We start from the raw sequence: 22,047 nt of genomic DNA, 5'->3' as shown, positions 1-22,047 counted from the left end.
CATTGATCTTTCCCTGAGATGAGACTGTTGCATGGGAGTTTCATTGAACTCTTTTGCTGCAGAGCTGATTCTTAGTGCCTTTGGGAAAGATCAAACCTCCGGTATATGGACATCGAGCAAACAGAAATTTCCCCAAGTTTCCATTAGAGAAGTACTCCTTTCCTCGTCAAATAGGCGAGAAATAAGAAACGATTGTCGGCTGTTTCTTGCTTCCTGCACGATGCAGGACGCGATTGTCGGCTGATTCTTGCTCCCTGCACGATGCAGGACGCGATTGTCGGCTGATTCTTGCTTCCTGCACGATGCAGGACGCGATTGTCAGCTGATTCTTGCTTCCTGCACGATGCAGGACGCGATTGTCAACTGATTCTTGCTTCCTGCACGATGCAGGACGCGATTGTCAGTTGATTCTTGCTTCCCGCACGATGCAGGACGCGATTGTCAGCTGATTCTTGCTTCCTGCACGATGCAGGACGCGATTGTCAATTGATTCTTGCTTCCTGCACGATGCAGGACGCGATTGTCAGCTGATTCTTGCTTCCTGCACGATGCAGGACGCGATTGTCAACTGATTCTTGCTTCCTGCACGATGCAGGACGCGATTGTCAGCTGATTCTTGCTTCCTGCACCGATGCAGGACGCGATTGTCAGCTGATTCTGCTCCCATCAATGCGCTAACTATCAGCTATTTGCAACTATTTTATAGGACTTTCATTAAAGTCTTTTGCCGCAGAGCTGATTCTTAAGTGTTTTTCAGGAAAGATCAAACCTCATGCATAAGGGCACCAAACAAATAGAAATTACTTGAGGTTTGCAGAGAGATCGCATGAAGCACTCCTTTCTTCGTCAAATCAATGCTTGTGTCTGTCTTGATCGATATGAGGAGGTGGGAGGTTATTGTGCAACAGTCTCTGAGATACAAAGAATGAACCCATACGAGAGGATACTATGGTCTTCGGAGTCGTACAGCTCTATAACCAATCCACTCCATAAAGCAAAGAAATGAGGGTGTGTCAAAACAAGTTCGACACACCCTCATCGGTCTATTTATTATTTGAGATAGAGAGAACTCCTCTCTACTGCTTCACGATCTTTTGGCTCACAGGGCCGTTTGCCGTCTGCATAACGAGCATATAAGTACCGGCCGTAAGTCCTTGAACACTGAATGTCACGCCATTGCGGAGGTTGTTCCAAGAACGAACCTGCTTGCCATCCAATGAGTAGAGAGCGGCAGCGTGAACCATATGAGCGTTCTTAATGCTGAAACGATCTGTTACAACAGACGGATATGCAACGACAGCATTGTTATTCTCAATCTGAGCAACGCCATTCGAAATACCCGATCCCTTATATACCAGTTTTATTTCGTATTCATCGCTCTCTGTTCCGTCTGAAACCGAATAAGTTGTGACAGATGGATCCTGTGTGCCGATAAATGTTCCGTTCTTATAGACATATATGCTGACCAATTCGGGGAATGGAGCCACATTCGTTCCCTTAGCATAAGGCTCCTGTACGAGCGACATGTCGATCTTCGGAGCATCGGTATTTACCACCAGATATTTGATAGCCATATAGCCCAAGAGCGAGGGTATTCCGTAGCCTTCGAAAGAGACTCCGTTGTTATATGAAATCTTCTTACCGGTAATGGAGAAAAGGTTATCCGGATTTCTTACATAACGGATAGCACGGTTGAGCTTGTACTTATTAGGCATTCTGATACCGGCAAAAAGCATGTGGTCGTTATTTACCGGGAATGGCTTATCCAGATTGATCCTCAACCATGTTCCGGCCTGCCAATCGGAGGGAGTTGTCACCTTTTGCAATCTTCTGTTTGTGTTGCTCTTGAGGAAGAGGTGGAAAGTAGAGTCCGGAGCGGATGGCATTACATAAACGGCAGCGATAGCAGCCTTTTCGGGATATGTACCGGCCATAAACTTGTCTGCAATGACTACGCCAACGGGAGGATTGGGGGTTTGTGCGGCTGCGGCAGAAACATAGGGCACTTCAAAGGTTTTGAACACAGGGTTGGGGCTTTCTCCGAATCGGGAAACCAACTGGCTTAAGAAAGGAACTTTCCAGCTTAATGATACTCCTCCTCCGGGGAGAGGTGTTACGTCCGGCTTCAGCTTGGTCTGAATGTCTCCTATGGCAAGGTCGGCAGAAGTCTTGTCCGTATCCTTATAAGATTCCACTCCATCCAACGGCGAGGGATAAATGAAGCGTGCGCTTACTTCGTATCGAATGATACCGCTACCGATAATACTTTCATTGATGGCATCCGAATAGGACAACTCCTTTGTCGTAGCTATTTCCTTTCCATTTCGGAATATGTGGTATTCGACCTGATAAGATGATGGATATTGATCGGCAGGAACAGCCGTCCAATTCAATTCGACCTGATCGCCTGTAGACTGCAACAATAGCCGGGGCACAGAGGGCAAAGGCTTATAACCGTCACGATACGTTCCGTTGAGGACGGTCGTCTGACCATTGTTTTGGGGATCCAGATAGATGTCCATGCGGCTCGTATTGCCATCGGATGCATACTCGTTCCAATGACTGTTCAGTCTGCCGTAGAACTCCGTCCCACCACAATTGCCGGCACCTCCGGTCAATGTGCCGACCACATGCTTATTCTGATTGAAGAGAGAAGAACCGGACGATCCTCCTTCCGTACCACCTTGATCGTATTTGAAATAGAAGTGATCGTCAGTCCCTCCGGAACCACTGGAGGAGATCCATGTATTCAGAGCCGGAGTCTTCTTTAGGATGGAAATCTTCATGGCATCTCCGGCCGGATGATGAATACCGGCACCGCTCGAGGGAATATCGGGCGTACTGTCCCATCCATTGTAATAGACACGATAGCGCAGAGGGACTTCATCGTTGAGTTGCAGCAAGAGACCATCGGATTTACCTTTGATCGGGAGGAAAGCCTTCATGGAAGCTCCGATGATACTGTTGCCACGGAAGATGGCCAATGTACCATTGCTGCATCCTCTTTTTTCATAGTGGAAAGTGAAGATCCACTTATCCAACTCGGATTGCGTTACACCGAAATTGGTTGTTATGGAAGCACAGTGTCCGGCAGAAATGATCAGCGGAGTAAAGTCTCCTTTCGTATTATTGAGCAGGTTGCCTGAGCACATTGAGATATACTGTCCTTTTACCATGATCATTTGCACCACACCGTTCTTCTCTGTCTGCCAGTCTGCACCTTCAGGACAATTGATGTTGATCTCGCAATCCGAATCGGAATCGTCCTCACCGATCCCGTAATGGTTATCCGTTACGGGGCGTCCGCCGACTTTGTCGAATATATAACCCGCACCGGAGATCTTGATGTCAGGCAAAGTCCCTCCGCGAGACACTTCATAATCCATAATAAGTTCACTCCCCGGTACCGGCTCTGTGGCAAAAGCTCCGTTGCGGTGATGAGTGGCGTTCGTATATGCTCCCAACACAATTTCATGGTCGGGGGTATAGATATAGAGGCGTCCGCCCTCCGGAATATTGAACGAATCGTAATAAAGCGTAATAGCTTTGGCTCCTTCCAACTTGAATTGCAGGCGATATACATCTACGTCTCCAATGGAAGAGATGTGCGAAGCCTTGGATGCAAAGTCCACATCCACCGGTATTACTTGTCCTATCCGGACGGGCCGACCATCTCTTTGCGATTGCCAACGGCTCTGTGCGATCAGGTCTTCCGGATTGAAATCCGGAGTAAGGCGGATAGTCATTGCATCGTCGAATGAATGCGTTTCAGTGGATCTTGAAGAGAAACTCAAGGGTTCCCCTCCGAACGAAATCTGTGCAGAAGCGGTCAGTGCAGTTGCCATCGACACGAAGGCAGCCAGTCCTGACTGCAAAAGTGATTTGTAAAATTTGTTCATGCTCTTGTCTGAATTATACTTATTCTCTGTTATTTTTTCAATTTGCAATGATACGACAAAAATGGCTTAAAGGCAAAATGCCATAATCCGACCCTTTCTTTACAACTTTGTCTATCAAAAAAACACGACGAATGTCTAAAAGATCCGATCGCGTCGACACCTATATAAATAAGAACAAACGGAAAGACTACTGTTTAATCCCGGAATCTATGCCATAGTATTGCAGAAAGACTATACCCACAAAAGGAAAAGTGAAGTGCGCCCCCAAAGTCGTTGCAAACCCTCTTCAAAACTACTTCGCACAAAAAAAGTGAACCCTAAAAGTTGGTTGTCCAACTTTTAGGGTTCACTTCATTTGTCACAGTAGTCAATCGGTATCGTCTCATTTCCCAAAAGATTGGATTGGGCGGATATATAGCCTGCCCCGGATACTTTTACTGATAATACCGGACAGCTACTGTGACAAACCGTCAAGCATTACGGGAGATCTCTGTCCCGAAGTGCTTATCGATCACATGCCGGTCGCTACAATCCGCCACCCTGCGACCCCTGTTCGCCACCACCGTCCGGTGGTGTAGGGCTGTCGGGCGTATTCGTCTGTGAAGAGGCGTTGCCTGCCGCATCTTTCGGATTCTTCACGTAGACGAACCGCAGATTGGGGTCGATCAGCGTCACGTTGGTAGTGTGAGTGGACTGATTCACCCGCTTCTCCGGATAGAAAGCCACACGGATGCTGTTGAACTGACGAGGCGATACATCCTCTTTCTTCTCCACACCTTTGCCACGTGCGTTGGCTGTGATCCGGAAGGAACCTACTCCGTCCAATACCACGCGCGCCCCTGTGGAGAGATAGTCCCGCAGCACGAGTCCCAAGTCATGCAGGATGCCATGTACATCCCCCTCGGATGCACCCGAACGTGCAGCAAGTTCGCGTGCTACTCTTTTGGTATCGATGACGCGACCCGAAGCCACAGTCTGAGGATACCACACTCTTTTGCCATCTTTATTGGCAACTTTTGATTGCTTGGATACATATCCAATCATAATTAAAATAGATTAAAAAGTTTTGGCCGCAATATCGCGGCGCACAAAAGTGTATCGTTTTTTCTATACGGACAATAGCAAAGACCCTCATTGTTGAAAAGTTTTCCATATTTATTTCGCAATTCATTGTGAATGAGGGCATTGCAATTTGCGCTATTCGGCTAAAATTTTCCGAAAACTTTTCTTTTTAGTCGGCCTGAATCAGGCTAAAAAAATCGGTCTGATCAAACTATATAGTTTGGTCTCACCAAAGTATATAGTTTGGTTGAACCAAAGTATATAGTTTAGTCTCACCAAACTATATAGTTTAGTTTTGCCAAAGTATATAGTTTGATTTCGGTGTTGTTTTAGCATGGTTTCATCAGCCCCAAGAGAAGCCTCCGCCCCTTGTCCGAAACGCTCGGAACACCACCCCCAATCCTGCATCCCATACCTTATATATAGTGTATCGAAATAAGTGCCCCGACAGAGGTCGCCTTTCCTTTCGGTCTCAGCTTCCCCGATATATCTTACAGCCACTTTCCAAGAAAAGCCTCCTATGAGGTCTATAGTACTGCTTGTGTCTTTAAGTGTTTGTTTGCTGTTTTTTTTGTGTGGCTGTAGTGTGTAGATAAGATCCTTGTCATAAGTATCGGAAAAATAGAAGTAGTATCTGCAAAATATGGGAAGTCTTGTATATTTGTTTGCCGAATGAAAATTAACGTACATATCTATTCCCGTAGAAAATTTAGATAAGTACGTAGGGCAAAATAAAAATCGAAAAACAATAGAAAAAATGAACGAAGTACCTGTGATTAGAAAAGGACGCTTGAAGTCTTATTGGAATACAGCTTTTAGAGGAGGATTTTTTTGCTCTTCGGCTTGATGATTTGGGCCTTTGTCATTGTACTATGGATCGGTGTAGGATTTACTTCCGAAGAATACTACAAGCGCAAGAAGCAAATAAAGAAGTTGATGTCAGATCAGTATGCTTTTCTGGATCTGCATGGCTTTACGTTGCATGAAGATCTCTATTTCGAGGGTATATATGAAGGCTTCTTCTTTAGAGTTTGCCCTGCGACCGAGTATATCAAGAAAGGATATGCAGGCAAAAAAGCTGTTGAGTATGTAATAATCGAATCCTTTTACAGATTTGCTTCAGAACCGACAGATGCAGAGCGAGAGGCGAAAATGTCCGGAGAATATAATTTTGGCGATGTTCATTTCGAAAATCATTGTGCCGGATTTGTGCCTAAAGACTGGAAGAATCCTGATTTCAAAGCAAACTTCGATGCTCTGATAGCCATATTCAAGCGTGAAGGCCTTCTCCCTATAACGAAAAACGACTGGGAGAGTACTTTCGGACAGCATTCGAAGAAAGCTAAAGACGCAAGCAGGAAGAATCCTCAAAGATAAGGCTGACAGCCAAGAAAGAAAAAGAACTGTAACTGAATCGAAGTCAGCCTGTTGATGGAGTTTAAGGGGAAACTATTTTTGCCGGCCTCAATAGCAGAAGTCTGTTTTTATCTTATCCCAAAGAGGAGATTTTTGGTTCTATATTATCTTTTCAAAACGTTAAATAAGCATAAACATGCATGTTTTTGCCTCCGATAATATGTTGTTTAGCATAAAGTGATTATATTTGTGGTGTGTTTTTCATGGTATTAGATTTTAAGGTTAATTGGAGAGCGAGACGTCGTGAGACGTTTCGCTCTCGTTTTTTGTACCGGTCTCTATCGGTCGTAACCCTTATCTGTTGCAGCGACTTTTGCCTTTTCAAGAAGAATTCCCTGTAATCGGTTGGAACCTTTGTCATAAGAGAGAAAATAAAACAGGCCCCCCTTTGTAGCAAGGAGGGCCTGTCTTTCGAATTGTTTTTATCGTTAGAGCTTCATCGGAGCAAGGGATGAAGCTCTCTTTTTGTCTCTTTCAGACCCGGATCATTTTTCAAACGGCAGCGATCAGTCGAGCAAAGATCGCGCCCATCTTTTCGGATGCGGCATTGGCTGCACGGATAACATCCTGCTCGTCATTGACGAAGTCATCGGCAAAGTGGTAGCCTTCATTCGTGATTACGGACATACCGAAAACACGAATACCCGTATGTCGAGCTACGATTACTTCCGGTACCGTACTCATACCGATGGCATCGCCACCCACTTGTCCCCAGAATTTGTATTCGGCAGGCGTTTCGTAGGAGGGGCCTGTAAGACCTACATACACACCCTCTTTGACCGGGATATTCAGTTCTTGAGCTATGCCTTTGGCTTTAGCGATGAACTCTCGGTCATAAGCTCGTGTCATATCGGGGAATCGAACGCCGAACATATCCATATTAGGCCCGATCAATGGATTGGGTAAGTTGTTGATGTGATCGCAAATGATCATCAGGTCTCCCACCTTGAAAGAGGTGTTGATGCCGCCGGCAGCATTCGATACGAAAAGATTTTCTATGCCCAGCAACTTCATAACCCTGATGGGGAACGTCACCTGATCCATCGAATATCCTTCGTAATAATGAAAGCGCCCCTGCATGGCAACGACAGGAGTGCCGCCTAAGATTCCTCCGATGATATTACCCTTGTGCCCTACAGCCGTAGCTTGGGCGAAATGAGGTATCTCATTGTAGGGGATGACGGTCTTGTTTTCGATTTTTTCGGCCAGTTCGCCTAAGCCGCTACCCAGTATTATAGCCGTTTTGGCATCGCCCGGTAGACGAGAGGACAGGAAAGATGCTGCCTCGTGGTAATGCTGTTCTTGGAGTTTCATATGCGGTATGTTTATAATTTCATTCGTGTGTTTTGTGGGCCTTTGCCATCAGTTTGTATGCAGCTTCAGCTGCGCCGGCCAATATGGCTTCCTCTCCGGGTACTTTACGTCCGCGCATCAGGATCTTCCCATCTACAATAGTCGTGTCCACTGCACTGCCATTGGCAGAATAAACCAAGTTGGATATGAAGTTGTGGCAGGGAGTCATTTCCGGGATGTCCAGACGTACCAGACACAGATCTGCCAAGCGTCCCGGAGCTATGACACCGGTATCCGTACCCATGATTCGAGCTCCATCTACTGTCGCACTTTCGTATATGTCGGTTGCTTTCACTGCCGTAGCATCCGAACGCCAAGCTTTGCCGAGAAAGGCGGCCAGCTTCATGGCGATGATCATATCCAAATTGTTGGAAGAGGAGCATCCATCGGTACCAAGACCTATGACTATTCCGCGCTTGCGCATCTCGTCATAGTGGAAGCGATAGCCGGAGGCTAATTTCATATTCGAAGCCGGATTGTGTACCACCTTACAGCCATGAGCTGCCAGCAAGTCCATTTCCTCATCATCCAGCCAGATGCTATGAGCCAAGATTAGTTGGGGCGATAGTACGCCCAGTTTGTGCAGATACCTGACAGGAGTGGTACCGAACTTAGCGATGCAGTCCCGGACTTCTCCTTCTGTCTCCGATAGGTGTAGGTGTATCAGCACATTTTTCTCATTCGCGAAGCGATGACAGAATTGCAATTGCTCTCCGCTTACGGTATAAATGGCATGAGGCCCTACCGAAAAATGGATCCTGTCGCTATAGGAGCAGAATGCTTCGTGCAGACTGTAGCAGCGTTCTCTGTCGATGCGAGCACGCTCCTGATCTCCTCTGTCGAAGAGCGTGGATGATAGTACGGCACGCAAGCCCATCTCTTCTACTGCTCGTGCTGTGGCAAGGGTATGAGCGTACATATCGAGGAAAGCAGTCGTACCGCTCTTGATCATCTCCAGACAGGCCAACTTAGAACCCCAGTAGACATCTTCCTCTGTCATCTGTGCTTCCACCGGCCATATCCAGTTCTCAAGCCAATCCATCAGTCTCAGATCATCGCCGTAGCCTCGGAAGATAGTCATGGCCGAATGGGTGTGACAGTTTTGCAACCCGGGTATAACGGCCATGGAAGAGGCATCTATAATTTCATCGGCATGACAGCCAATCGCCGGAGCAACCTCCACAATACGGTTGCCCTCGATCCTGATATCCTGACGGACACCTTCCAGCAGTGCCTGTTTTATCAATATGCCCAATGCAGTATTCTTTTAATGAAAGAGGGTGCGACAGGATTTCCTTTTGCCCTGTATGCACCCTCTACGGTTTCTTCTTACTTGTATATGCGGTAGAACTCGGCTACCGATTCGATTCCCTTACGGAAGATGTCCAGCGGCATATTCTCGTTCGGCGAGTGAATGGCATTGCTTTCCAATCCGAATCCCATCAGCACGGTTTTCAGTCCCAATACTTTCTCGAACGTAGCAATGATAGGAATGCTGCCACCCCGACGAACGGCAAGCGGTCGTTTGCCGAAAGCGATGGTACACGCCTCTTCGGCTGCTTTATAGGCCGGCAAATCGATAGGGCAGAGGTATGCTTCCCCTCCATGCAGAGGAGTCACCTTCACTTTGATATGCTTAGGTGCCACCGACCGGATGTAGTCGATGAACATTTGGGATATTTTCTCGTGATCCTGATTGGCCACCAATCGTGACGATACTTTGGCGTAAGCCTTCGAAGGCAATACCGTTTTAGCACCTTCTCCCGTATAGCCACCCCAGATACCGCAAACGTCGAATGACGGGCGACAGCTGTTCCGCTCGAGTGTGCTGTATCCGGCTTCCCCGAATACGGTGTCTATGTCAAGAGCCTGGCAGTATTTTTCTTCGGAGAAAGGTACCTGTGCGATCATTTGACGCTCTTCATTCGATAGTGGTACTACATCATCGTAGAAATGGGGGATCGTGATGCGACCGTTCTCGTCCACGATGCCGGCAATAAGTTTGCACAGCTCGTTTATCGGATTGGCCACGGCACCGCCGAAGTGTCCGGAGTGCAAATCCCTGTTCGGGCCGGTCACCTCCATTTCCCAATATGCCAGTCCGCGCAGACCGGTCGTTAGCGACGGGGTTTCTGCGCTTACCATGCTCGTATCGGATACGATGATCACATCTGCCGATAGCATCTCCTTGTGTGCGCGGCAGAATGCTTCCAGATTGGTAGAGCCTATCTCTTCCTCACCTTCGAAGAGGAACTTCACATTGCACTGTACCAAACCCAGAGCCAAAGCCGTTTCGAATCCTTTCACCTGGATCATACCCTGCCCTTTGTCGTCGTCAGCTCCACGCGCCCAGATATGGCCGTCGCGGATTACCGGCTCGAACGGTTCGCTCTTCCATAGCTCCAAAGGCTCGGGAGGCATCACGTCGTAATGAGCATAGACAAGTATGGTTTTGGCTTTCGGATCCATTATTCGTTCCGCATAGACGACCGGATTGCCCGGTGTCCGGAATACTTCTGCTTTCTGTGCCCCTACTTGTAGGAGATGGTTGCGCCAGTGTTCGGCACAACGCTGCATATCGGGTTTATGTTCGCTTTTTGCACTCACCGAGGGGATGCGAATCAGGGCAAAAAGATCTTCCAGAAAGCGTGCCTCGTTTTCGCGGATATAGTCTCTGATATTCATGATTATGATTGATTTTTCGTTCCCGTCAAAGATAGGAACTTTTCATATACATTTGTACAAACTAATTAATAGCCGGTTTATAACCCTATCCGATTCGGGATTATTAATGGCCAAAGATTTTAGGATTTTGTCTCATCGGTAGTCATTTCCTAATTATGAAGAGGGTAGTGTGTACGGCTGACTCATAGCATAGAAAGTCTCTCTTCACGTTAGATTATGGACGCAATAGTTCTTTGGCTCCGCGAAGTTTTCCTCGAGCCGTCGGTTACGCAGACGATCATTATCCTCAGTCTCGTATGCGCTTTGGGCTTGCAGTTGGGCAAGCTTCGTATCGGCACTATCTCGCTTGGCATCACTTTCGTCTTTTTTGTCGGGATTTTGGCTTCTCATTTCGGGGTTACGACCGATCCCGTGATGCTCACTTTTGCGCAGAACTTCGGCCTTGTAATCTTTGTCTATGCGCTGGGTTTACAGGTAGGCCCGTCTTTTTTCCCTTCGCTCAAGAAGGGGGGCATTGCCCAGAATCTTATCTCTTTGGGATTAGTCCTGCTCACATTTCTCCTGTGCATCCTCCTTTATTATATCCTTGGCATTTCCATGCCCAATCTGATGGGTATCGTGGCCGGTGCCACTACCAATACACCTGCTTTGGGTGCTGCCCAAACGACCCTCCATCAGATCAATCCCGATGCCACGGCCGAAATGGCCGAAATGGCTCTGGCCTGTGCCGTTACTTATCCTTTGGGCGTTGTGGGTGTTATTATTGCTTTGGCCATGCTGAAAGTTATGATGCCGAAGGTCGAGGAACGAGACGATTCCGAGGCTCCCAAAGCCTTCTTCTCCGAATATGAAATCTGCAATCCTGCTTTGGATGGCAAGAGCGTTCGCGAAGTAGCACTTCTGCTCAAGCGTCCTTTCGTTATTACACGGGTCTGGCACAACGGTAAAGTCGAGATCCCTACCTCTGATATGATCCTCTATTTCGGCGATCACATCCTCGCTGTCTCCGGTGAAGAGGATACCTCACAACTCGAAATACTCTTCGGCAAGAGGGAAATGAAGGATTGGAACTGTCCCGATATAGACTGGAACAGTGTGGACAAACAGCTCGTATCACGCAGGCTGGTAATAACTCGCCCTAAGCTCAACGGCGTACGCCTCGGCATGCTGAAAATCCGCAACCTGTATGGGGTCAATATCAGTCGTGTGGACAGGGCCGGAGTAGAATTGCTGCCGGATAGAGATCTTCGCCTGCAGTTGGGTGACCGCCTGACCGTCGTTGGCGAAGGCAAGGCCGTAGAGCGTGTGGCCGAGATTTTGGGTGATGAGGTCAAACAGTTGGACAATCCTCATTTGACCACTTTGTTCGGAGGCCTTGTCTTGGGATGTGTTTTCGGCATGATCCCCTTCTATCTGCCCGGTGTCAGTATGCCTATCAAGCTGGGATTAGCCGGCGGCCCTATCATCATCGGTATTCTGATGGGAGCATTCGGGCCACGCTTCCACCTGACCACCTATGTAACCAACAGTGCCAATCTACTTCTGCGCCAATTCGGTATCATCCTCTATCTCGGTGGACTTGGATTGGCCAGCGGAGCCAATTTCTTCGATACCATTATCCACGGGGACGGCCTGCTTTGGGTCGGAACGGGCTTTTTGATTACGATGCTTCCTACGCTATTGGTCGGTTGGGCTTCTATCAAGTTGCTCCGCAACAGGTACGATGGCACAGCCGGTATGATATGCGGAAGTACGGCCAATCCGATGGCTCTCGACTATGTGAATAGCCAGCTCAAAGGTGACGGAGCCTCTGTGGTGTACGCCACCGTGTATCCGCTTTCGATGTTCGTCCGTATCATCTTCGCACAAATCATGATCCTCATCTTTGCATAGACTCGCCTTTCTTGTGTTGTACTTACAACTGGAAAATACAGTTTTCTGTATACAAAGAGTGCGCCTGATCTTTGTGATCGGCGCACTCTTTTCGTTGTTTGGTCCTATGGACAGTCTATTGGTATCCGGATCGTATTCGGGTTAGAGCCCTCCTCCTCCTGATCCCTGATTGCCACCACCGGTTTGAGAATTGCTATCGCCTGCATTGGATGAAGCACCTGCCGGAAGCGGCTTGCCGTACTCGGCGAACTTGAGATCCGGAGCGATCAGCGTACAATCCCGTTCGCGAGTGACCGTATTGTAACGACACTCTGCCCTGAAATTGACCCGAACGGAGTTGAACTGGGAGGCTTTCACATCCTCTTTCTTCTCCACTCCCGATCCTTTGGCCTGTGCAATGAGACGGAAACAACCGATGCCGTCGAGCTTGATCTTCTTGCCCGAAGCCAATTCCCTGCGCATGACGATGCCCAAATCGCGCAGGATACCGAATACATCGCCCGGGCTGGCTCCCGAAAGTTCTGAGATTTGTTCTGCGATGTGCAGGGTGGAGGCAGTGCTGCCGTTGATGACTGTCTGCGGATACCACAGCTTCTTGCCTGTTGCCTTGTGGGCAATACAGGATTGTCTTCTTTTGAAGAATAACATAATAATTGAAAGAATTAATGATTTAATAATGCGGACTTTTCCTGTCCATTAATTTAATAATAGCAATCGAGAGATCGATTCGGCGCCATCCTCTTCTCTCTGTTTGCACTGCAAAGATAAGGGTAAAGAATCCGATCGTCCAAATGTTTTGCAGAAAAAAGTTTTCAACAACGAAGGGTGCTTTGCTCTTTATATATAAAACGGCTTCCGTATTTCTTAGAAAAAGGCTTCGAAGCACTCTTCCGGCTTTCGTAAGGGGAGCTGAAATCCGGTTATTCGGAGTTGTCCGAATGATTTATATATAAAGTATTTTCGATTAATATATAAATCGATTTTTATTTATATATTAATCGTTTTCATTTTGTATATAAATCGAAAACGTTTTATATATAGATCGTCAGCCGTTCGATGGGGAAAAGACGCCGAAGAAACTTTTCTTGAAAGCATAAAAAAGCAAGGCACCCGCTCGGAGTTCGACAGGAACTTCGGCGGGTGCCTTGCTTTTTGTCGTGAGGGATAGAGTCCCTTTTCTTGTTTATTCCTTTACTCTACCGATGTAGGAACCGTCTCGAGTATCCACTTCGATGAGTTCTCCCTCCTGAATGAAGAGTGGTACGCGTACTTCAGCTCCCGTCTCCACAGTCGCCGGCTTCAAGGTGTTGGTGGCGGTGTCGCCCTTGAGTCCCGGCTCGGTGTAGGTCACACGCAGCTTAACGTGCGGAGGCAATTCGCAGGTGAGCACCGTTTCGCTGGTGGCATGTACCATGGCTTCTACCATATCGCCGTCTTTGAGGAACTGGACGCCGTCGATGCTTGCACCCGGTATGGTGATCTGCTCGAACGTTTCGGGGTGCATGAAGTTGTATCCCATCTCGTCCTGATAGAGGTACTGATAGGGACGTCGTTCTATTCTGACCTCTTCGACCTTGACGCCGCTGTTCCAGGTCTTATCGAGGATACGTCCTGTAGCCACGTTCTTGAGTTTGGTGCGGACGAAAGCCGGGCCTTTGCCGGGCTTGACGTGAAGGAATTCGACGATGAAGTAGTACTGTCCCTCAATTTCGAGACACATGCCGTTGCGAAAGTCTGCCGTTGTAGCCATTTGGGTATAATCGTTTTTTTAATGATGACGAAAGGGGTAGGGGGCGGTTCTCGAAATGCTGCCGATCCTTCGGGATATAGGCAAAGCCTCCTGTTGCGGAGGCAAAAATAAGAAAAATTGTTCGCGAGGAAGAGGGCCGATTATTTTCAAATGGAGTGTACATCCCGGTATCAAGAAAGGCATGATAAGAGAAGGCATCCTGCTCATTTGATGTCGGGTTCCTTTCCTATCTTATGTCGGAAGTGTGTTTGGTCGGGCAATTTGTCCTGCCTGCTTTGCAGTATGGTGTGATTTTGTTTGCATAGTCTTAAAAATATTGACATAATGACAACTTCAAAAGATTTGTTTTCTATATTTGGAGTCGCCGATATTGGCTTAAATACCAAGGTGTAGGGCATGTTGGTTTGATGTGCCTGATATACCGTCCTAATTCTACTACCGAATCAATTATGGTTTTGTCAGAAAAAGCAAAGTATTACGTTGATCTTGAGCATCGCTACGGTGCTCACAACTATCATCCGCTCGAGGTGGTACTCTCTCGTGGTCAGGGAGCTTATGTGTGGGATGTGGATGGGAAGCGTTATTTCGACTTCCTTTCTGCTTATAGTGCCGTCAATCAGGGGCATTGCCATCCGAAAATCATAGCAGCACTGAAGGAACAGGCAGAAAAAATCTGTCTGACTTCACGGGCTTTCTACAACGATTGTTTGGGTGAATACGAAGAGTTTATGCACCATTATTTCGGCTACGATAAGATGTTGCCGATGAATTCGGGTGCGGAGGCTGTGGAGACAGCTTTGAAACTCTCTCGTCGTTGGGGTTATCGTGTGAAAGGAATACCCGAAGAGAAGGCTGTCATCATCGTATGCGACGGCAACTTCCATGGCCGCACCATCAGTATCGTTTCCATGAGTTCCGATCCCGACAGCTATACCGATTATGGCCCTTATACGCCGGGCTTCGTCAATATACCTTATAATAATATAGAAGCTTTGGAGAATGCATTGGAGGAACACAAAGACCATGTAGCTGCTTTTGTCGTGGAGCCGATACAGGGTGAAGCCGGTGTCTTTGTTCCCGATGATGGTTATATCCGTCGTGCTGCAGAGCTTTGCCGGAAGTACCATGCCCTCTTTGTGGCTGATGAAGTCCAGACCGGTATCGCACGAACGGGACGGATGCTCTGCTGCGATCATGATGACGTTCGTCCCGATATTGTTGTGCTCGGTAAAGCTATTTCCGGCGGGGTATTGCCGGTAAGTTGCGTATTGGCAGACGATGAGGTTATGCTTACGATCAAGCCGGGCGAGCATGGTTCCACTTTCGGGGGATTCCCCCTTGCCTGCAAAGTGGCGATGGCTGCCCTTACGGTGGTAAAAGAAGAACGCTTGCCGGAGAGAGCCGAGGAGCTGGGGCAGTATTTCAGAGGAGAGTTGCTCAAAATCAAGAGCCCTCTACTGAAGCTGGTCCGCGGACGAGGTATGCTCAATGCTATTGTCATCGAACCGCACAATGGACACGAGGCATGGGACGTGTGCGAGGCAATGGCCGAACGCGGCCTTCTGGCCAAACCGACGCATCGCCATATCATTCGCTTGGCTCCGCCACTTTGTATCACACGTGAAGAGCTGGCGCAAGCCGTGGAGATTATCAAGGAATCCATCAAGGTTTTAGAGTAACCATTCATGGCTCTTATTCGCAAGCAGGCCACGAACCGGGTGCTGATGGTGCGCCCGGCTCTTTTTGGATTTAATGCCGAAACGGCCAGAAACAACAGCTTCCAGAAAGAAACGGGAGTACCCGAAGCAGTAGCAAGGGAAGCGAAAAAAGAGTTTGACAACTACGTCAATCTATTGCGCGAATACGGGGTAGATGTATGGGTCATTCAGGATTCGAAGACACCTCATACACCGGATTCGATATTCCCGAACAATTGGTTCAGCACGCATGTCACAGGCGAATTGGTGCTTTATCCCATGTATGCACCTAACAGGCAGCAAGAGCGGAAATTGCCCGTACTGGCTACTGTTGGTGAAATGGAAGGGGTGGATCGTATCATCAATCTCTCCGGCTACGAACGGGACAATTGTTTTCTCGAAGGCACGGGCAGTATGGTATTGGACAGGGTCAATCGTATAGCTTACTGCTGCTCTTCCGAACGTACCAATCCGAAGGTATTAGAGGAATTTTGTCGGGAATTGGACTACAAAGGATTGATTTTTACCGCCATAGATGCGAATGGTGCTCCCATCTATCATACCAATGTGATGATGTGTGTGGCTTCGCGCTATGCGATCGTTTGTTTGGAGTGCATCAGGGACGAAGCCGAGCGCAGTATGGTGGTGAATAGCCTGACCGCTAACGGACACCGCATCATAGCCATTAGTACGGAGCAGGTGGAGCACTTCGCGGGCAATATGCTCGAAGTGGAGAGTGAGACAGGCCAATCCTTGTTGGTGATGAGTGCCGAGGCTCGCCGTTCCTTGACGAAAGAGCAGGTAGCCGAAATAGAAGGGTTCAGTACGATCATAGCTCCGGAACTGACCACGATAGAAAAGAATGGCGGTGGCTCGGCTCGCTGTATGCTGGCAGAGATATTCCTGCCTCAGGGATAGTGAAGGACGAGCGAATGTGCTTCGATAGCTTCATCCCGCCATTCATCAGAATCATATATAAAAAGAAATAAAAACAATGAATAATTCGCATTTTGCTTTTGCCAAGCCGGTCAATGAGCCGGTTTATGGCTATGCCCCGGGTTCGCCGGAAAGAAAAAAACTGAAAGAGGAGTTTCAACGACAATTGTCTACGCCTATAGAGATTCCTATTATCATAGGAGGCAAAGAAATCCGAACGGGCGATACCGGCACTGTGGTGATGCCCCATAACCATGCTGTTCGACTGGCCACCTATCATCGGGTAGGGGAGAAAGAAGTGCTGCAAGCTATCGAAGCTGCCGAAAAGGCTCGTCAGGATTGGAGCCGTCTGCCATGGACTGAGCGTGCTTCCGTAATGTTGCGCATCGGAGAGTTGATCTCTACCAAATATCGCTATCAGCTGGCAGCTTCTGTAATGCTCGGGCAGAGCAAGAATCCGATGCAGGCAGAGATAGATGCTCCCTGCGAGTTGATCGATTTCTTGCGTTTCGGAGCCTACTATGCGGGCCAGATCTATGCTGATCAGCCCATCAGTGAGAAAGGCATTCTCAATCGGGTGGAGTACCGTTCGCTCGAAGGTTTCGTTTTGGCCGTTACTCCTTTCAATTTCACCAGTATTGCTTCCAACCTGAATCTGGCACCGGCCATGATGGGGAATACTACTATCTGGAAGCCTTCCACTACAGCTCTTCATAGCAACTACCTCCTTATGAAAATCTTCCAAGAGGCCGGTTTGCCCGATGGTGTGGTCAATTTCCTTCCCGGACAGGGTAGCTTGATCGGTCGGGTAGCCACGGCGAACGAACACTTGGCCGGTTTCCATTTTACCGGTTCTACTGCTACGTTCAACACGCTGTGGAAGAGCATTGCCGGCAATATAGATCGCTATCGTGGCTATCCCCGTATAGTGGGCGAAACGGGAGGAAAGAACTTCGTGATGGTTCATCCCTCGGCTGAAGCACGCGAAGTGGCTACGGCTCTTGTGCGCGGAGCTTTCGAGTATCAGGGGCAGAAGTGTTCGGCTGCAAGTCGCGCATATATCCCTCGTTCTTTGTGGCCGAGCGTGAAAGAGGTGATGGGCGATATGCTCGACAGTATCAAAATGGGTGACGTAATGGAATTCGACAACTTTGTCAACGCCGTTATCGACGAAGCCTCTTTCGATAATATCATGAACTATTTGGCTGCCGCCAAGCGAGATTCAGATGCCAAGATTATATTCGGCGGTGAAGGAGATAAGAGCGTGGGTTACTTTATACGGCCTACCGTTATTGAAACGACAAATCCGCATTACGCAACGATGACGGATGAGCTTTTCGGCCCCGTCCTGACCGTATATGTCTATGAGGACAAAGACTTTGCCGATACGCTACGCCTTTGCGACAGTACTGGCCGTTACGGGCTGACCGGCTCCATCTTCTCTCGCGATCGCTATGCCATCGAACAGGCTTTGGATGCTCTGCGCTTCTCCGCCGGCAATTTCTACATCAATGACAAGCCGACGGGTGCCGTTGTAGGACAGCAACCTTTTGGCGGTGCACGTGCCAGTGGAACCAACGACAAGGCAGGCGGGCCACTTAACCTGATGCGTTGGTGTAATCCACGTACCGTGAAAGAAACCTTCGTGCCACCGACGGATTATCCTTATCCGTTCTTGGCAAAGGATTGATCCAAATTATTGCTGTCCGGTAAACTTTGTAATGAGACAAAAAGGTCTTTCAATCCGAGTAGATAGGTTGTCTGAGGCAGTATTTGAGATTAGTAAGAGGCTGTGTCAAAATTCGATTTTGGTGCAGCCTCCTTACGCGCGCGAACTATAAATTATATATACGCTCCCTTTTGTCTTCTTTCTTGGGAGGGAGTCCTTTTCTTCGGGGGCTGTTTTTTTTGTCGAACCGGTTGAAAAAAGATTTTGAAAGATTTGTCTGTAAAGAAAAAAGGCGTATTTTTGTGACCGCAAAAGCGATTCCTGCCCGATTGATTAAGGGTGAAAGGGATTTTCCGACAAGCGCGTCGGTGCTCTTTTCCGGGAAGGACGGCAAAACGCCTCCTTTATTCAAAGTCAGGCGAAAAAACGCCGTTTGATTTTGCCGATTCGGAAAAAGGTTTTACTTTTGCACCCACTGTCCGCTGCTTGATCGGCTCTGTGCCGTGAGGTGGGAGGATAGGGGATAAAAAGACAGCGATCATTGACATTGTTCATACGAAGAACAAAAGTGTAGTACAAGAAGGAGAGAGAAGGGCTTCGCCATTTCTTGCAGGATTTCTGCCCCCTCGCAGAGAGAGGAGGGCGGATTTACCGGCTGTTATTGACGAAACCGTCTCTCGACGAGGACATATACTCTGTCAAAGAGAAAAACGAAAAGACCGAGAGAGAAAAAGAAACCGAGGTGTACTACCTGATAAATCGAATTATCCAAAGGGTAATAATCGGCGTCTGAGCGATAATAACAGAAGCAAACAAACACACAAATATGACAGTGGAGAGTTTGATCCTGGCTCAGGATGAACGCTAGCGATAGGCTTAACACATGCAAGTCGAGGGGCAGCATGATCTTAGCTTGCTAAGGTTGATGGCGACCGGCGCACGGGTGCGTAACGCGTATGCAACTTGCCTTACAGAGGGGGATAACCCGTTGAAAGACGGACTAAAACCGCATACACTTGTATTATTGCATGATATTACAAGGAAATATTTATAGCTGTAAGATAGGCATGCGTCCCATTAGCTAGTTGGTGAGGTAACGGCTCACCAAGGCGACGATGGGTAGGGGAACTGAGAGGTTTATCCCCCACACTGGTACTGAGACACGGACCAGACTCCTACGGGAGGCAGCAGTGAGGAATATTGGTCAATGGGCGAGAGCCTGAACCAGCCAAGTCGCGTGAAGGAAGACTGTCCTAAGGATTGTAAACTTCTTTTATACGGGAATAACGGGCGATACGAGTATTGCATTGAATGTACCGTAAGAATAAGCATCGGCTAACTCCGTGCCAGCAGCCGCGGTAATACGGAGGATGCGAGCGTTATCCGGATTTATTGGGTTTAAAGGGTGCGTAGGTTGTTCGGTAAGTCAGCGGTGAAACCTGAGCGCTCAACGTTCAGCCTGCCGTTGAAACTGCCGGGCTTGAGTTCAGCGGCGGCAGGCGGAATTCGTGGTGTAGCGGTGAAATGCATAGATATCACGAGGAACTCCGATTGCGAAGGCAGCTTGCCATACTGCGACTGACACTGAAGCACGAAGGCGTGGGTATCAAACAGGATTAGATACCCTGGTAGTCCACGCAGTAAACGATGATTACTAGGAGTTTGCGATATACCGTCAAGCTTCCACAGCGAAAGCGTTAAGTAATCCACCTGGGGAGTACGCCGGCAACGGTGAAACTCAAAGGAATTGACGGGGGCCCGCACAAGCGGAGGAACATGTGGTTTAATTCGATGATACGCGAGGAACCTTACCCGGGATTGAAATGTAGATGACTGATGGTGAAAACCGTCTTCCCTTCGGGGCTTCTATGTAGGTGCTGCATGGTTGTCGTCAGCTCGTGCCGTGAGGTGTCGGCTTAAGTGCCATAACGAGCGCAACCCACATCGGTAGTTGCTAACAGTTTTCGCTGAGGACTCTACCGAGACTGCCGTCGTAAGGCGTGAGGAAGGTGTGGATGACGTCAAATCAGCACGGCCCTTACATCCGGGGCGACACACGTGTTACAATGGGAGGGACAAAGGGCAGCTACCGGGCGACCGGATGCGAATCTCTAAACCCTTCCCCAGTTCGGATCGGAGTCTGCAACTCGACTCCGTGAAGCTGGATTCGCTAGTAATCGCGCATCAGCCATGGCGCGGTGAATACGTTCCCGGGCCTTGTACACACCGCCCGTCAAGCCATGGGAGTCGGGGGTACCTGAAGGGCGTAACCGCAAGGGGCGCACTAGGGTAATACCGGTGACTGGGGCTAAGTCGTAACAAGGTAGCCGTACCGGAAGGTGCGGCTGGAACACCTCCTTTCTGGAGTTCGGACCGATTGACATAAACGGTTGCCCGAAAAATTAAGGAGAATTGGTTGAAGGTAGGGTTTTTTGCAACGGAACCGGTGTCGGAGATTTATCCGATCGGGGGAAGAAGAAAAGACCATATATCGCCTTCGGTTTCGGCTCTCGGCTTTTTTTTTATCCGAAAAACTTTACTGCACGGCGAAAAGCCATATTTGTTCGACGTATGAATAAAACGAATATAACCTGCGGATATTCCGATGCAATCAATCGGGATGTCCGGGAGGGTGTTCTCTCTCTTGGATCGAAGATGGAGAGATACCGGAAGATAAGGAGTCTTTCCCTCCCCCGAGGCCTTGGTTCGTTTATCTTTCGAGCTTTCCCTGCTTCGAACTTTGCTTCTTTTTTTGAAGCGAGGCAAAAAGGGCAAAAAGAAAAAAATAAAGAGAGATAAGGGGCAACGGTCATGCAGCGCAAGGAGCTGCCACAGGCAGACGGAAGAGTTCGAATAAGAGAGAAGCAGTCCTATAGCTCAGTTGGTTAGAGCGCTACACTGATAATGTAGAGGTCGGCAGTTCAACTCTGCCTGGGACTACGGGGGATTAGCTCAGCTGGCTAGAGCACCTGCTTTGCAAGCAGGGGGTCATCGGTTCGAATCCGATATTCTCCACGAAAGAAAACAGGCGATCATTGACATATTGGAAGAAAATCAAATAAAGAATTTAAGTAGAGCACAACAAGCTTAAGTATACCGCCGGCGGCAATTGATTGCCGGGCGAACAAAAGTAAGTAAGGGCAGACGGTGGATGCCTAGGCTCTCGGAGGCGAAGAAGGACGTGATAAGCTGCGAAAAGCTGCGGGAATCGGCACATACGAATTGATCCGCAGATATCCGAATGGGGCAACCCGTCAGGCCAAGGCCTGACACATGAATTGATTTCATGAGCGAACGCGGGGAACTGAAACATCTCATTACCCGTAGGAGAAGAAAACAAAAGTGATTCCCTCAGTAGTGGCGAGCGAACGGGGATTAGCCCAAACCGGCTTTGTTTCGGCAAAGTCGGGGTAATAGGACTTCGACAAAAGTTTAATGATAGATATAGGAGAACCTACTGGAAAGTATGGCCGAAGAGCATGAAAGCTGCGTATCCGACATATCGAACCATAGACGACGGAGCACCTGAGTAGCGCGGGACACGAGACATCCTGTGTGAATTGGCGGGGCCCATCCCGTAAGGCTAAATACTCCCGAGAGACCGATAGTGAACCAGTACCGTGAGGGAAAGGTGAAAAGAACCTCGAACAGAGGAGTGCAATAGACCCTGAACCCGTCTGCCTACAA

Annotated in this window: 12 protein-coding genes, 2 tRNA genes and 2 rRNA genes (1 of these 16 cut by a window edge); 9 read left to right on the top strand and 7 right to left on the bottom strand. The window is 48.4% G+C overall.

All coding sequences use genetic code 11. The features are described from left to right. Window positions 1-1,076 precede the first annotated feature (1,076 nt). Both PGN_RS06765 and PGN_RS06760 read right to left on the bottom strand, forming a co-directional pair. Window positions 1,077-3,899 (bottom strand): T9SS type A sorting domain-containing protein, encoded by a 2,823-nt coding sequence (locus PGN_RS06765; protein ID WP_012458254.1) that lies wholly within the window; start codon window positions 3,897-3,899, stop codon window positions 1,077-1,079. Between the two features lie 525 nt (window positions 3,900-4,424). Next, a complete protein-coding gene (locus PGN_RS06760) occupies window positions 4,425-4,943 on the bottom strand; it encodes an HU family DNA-binding protein (RefSeq protein ID WP_012458253.1) in 519 nt (172 codons plus the stop codon). 864 nt (window positions 4,944-5,807) lie between these two features. Between PGN_RS06760 and PGN_RS06750 the strand changes: the two genes are divergently transcribed. Further along, on the top strand, window positions 5,808-6,338 hold the full coding sequence (locus PGN_RS06750; RefSeq protein WP_230847001.1) for a hypothetical protein: 531 nt from the start codon (window positions 5,808-5,810) through the stop codon (window positions 6,336-6,338). A gap of 531 nt (window positions 6,339-6,869) precedes the next feature. Here the strand turns inward: PGN_RS06750 and PGN_RS06745 are convergent. From PGN_RS06745 to PGN_RS06735, 3 genes are all read right to left on the bottom strand, one after another. Continuing rightward, window positions 6,870-7,691, bottom strand: coding sequence for a purine nucleoside phosphorylase I, inosine and guanosine-specific (locus tag PGN_RS06745; protein ID WP_005874035.1), 822 nt, complete (start codon window positions 7,689-7,691; stop codon window positions 6,870-6,872). Window positions 7,692-7,710: 19 nt separating this feature from the next. Further along, complete coding sequence (locus PGN_RS06740; protein WP_012458250.1) at window positions 7,711-8,985, bottom strand: amidohydrolase; 1,275 nt, start codon at window positions 8,983-8,985, stop codon at window positions 7,711-7,713. Between the two features lie 74 nt (window positions 8,986-9,059). Continuing rightward, complete coding sequence (locus PGN_RS06735) at window positions 9,060-10,415, bottom strand: dipeptidase (protein WP_012458249.1); 1,356 nt, start codon at window positions 10,413-10,415, stop codon at window positions 9,060-9,062. Between the two features lie 216 nt (window positions 10,416-10,631). Between PGN_RS06735 and PGN_RS06730 the strand changes: the two genes are divergently transcribed. Next, entirely contained in the window at window positions 10,632-12,308 is a 1,677-nt protein-coding gene (locus tag PGN_RS06730; protein WP_012458248.1) for a putative transporter, read from the top strand. Window positions 12,309-12,449: 141 nt separating this feature from the next. On the opposite strand, the gene PGN_RS06725 is transcribed toward PGN_RS06730, so the two are convergent. Together PGN_RS06725 and efp are read right to left on the bottom strand one after the other, a co-directional pair. After that, entirely contained in the window at window positions 12,450-12,956 is a 507-nt protein-coding gene (locus PGN_RS06725; RefSeq protein WP_012457647.1) for an HU family DNA-binding protein, read from the bottom strand. A gap of 535 nt (window positions 12,957-13,491) precedes the next feature. Continuing rightward, window positions 13,492-14,058 carry an elongation factor P gene (gene efp, locus PGN_RS06720; RefSeq protein WP_004585684.1) on the bottom strand — a complete coding sequence of 189 codons (567 nt, stop codon included), beginning with the start codon at window positions 14,056-14,058 and terminating at the stop codon, window positions 13,492-13,494. Window positions 14,059-14,507: 449 nt separating this feature from the next. Here efp and rocD point away from each other — a divergent pair, with 449 nt between their 5' ends. From rocD to PGN_RS06670, 7 genes are all read left to right on the top strand, one after another. Further along, window positions 14,508-15,737: an ornithine--oxo-acid transaminase gene (rocD, locus tag PGN_RS06710; protein WP_012458246.1), complete on the top strand. Its 1,230-nt coding sequence runs from the start codon at window positions 14,508-14,510 to the stop codon at window positions 15,735-15,737. 6 nt (window positions 15,738-15,743) lie between these two features. Continuing rightward, window positions 15,744-16,673 (top strand): citrulline utilization hydrolase CtlX, encoded by a 930-nt coding sequence (gene ctlX / locus PGN_RS06705; protein ID WP_012458245.1) that lies wholly within the window; start codon window positions 15,744-15,746, stop codon window positions 16,671-16,673. Window positions 16,674-16,749: 76 nt separating this feature from the next. After that, window positions 16,750-18,381: an L-glutamate gamma-semialdehyde dehydrogenase gene (pruA, locus tag PGN_RS06700; protein ID WP_012458244.1), complete on the top strand. Its 1,632-nt coding sequence runs from the start codon at window positions 16,750-16,752 to the stop codon at window positions 18,379-18,381. An 808-nt stretch (window positions 18,382-19,189) separates the two neighbouring features. After that, a 16S ribosomal RNA gene (locus PGN_RS06690) occupies window positions 19,190-20,721 on the top strand. Between the two features lie 505 nt (window positions 20,722-21,226). Then, window positions 21,227-21,300: transfer RNA gene (locus PGN_RS06680), tRNA-Ile, on the top strand. 1 nt (window position 21,301) lies between these two features. Beyond that, a tRNA-Ala gene (locus PGN_RS06675) sits at window positions 21,302-21,375 on the top strand. 109 nt (window positions 21,376-21,484) lie between these two features. Further along, window positions 21,485-22,047, top strand: a 23S ribosomal RNA gene (locus PGN_RS06670) (it continues 2,334 nt past the right edge of the window). Together the 16S and 23S rRNA genes with 2 tRNA genes alongside form the textbook arrangement of a ribosomal RNA operon.

It is taken from the genome of Porphyromonas gingivalis ATCC 33277 (assembly GCF_000010505.1).
Classification (GTDB): domain Bacteria; phylum Bacteroidota; class Bacteroidia; order Bacteroidales; family Porphyromonadaceae; genus Porphyromonas; species Porphyromonas gingivalis.
This window is presented reverse-complemented; position numbering and strand designations above follow the sequence as displayed.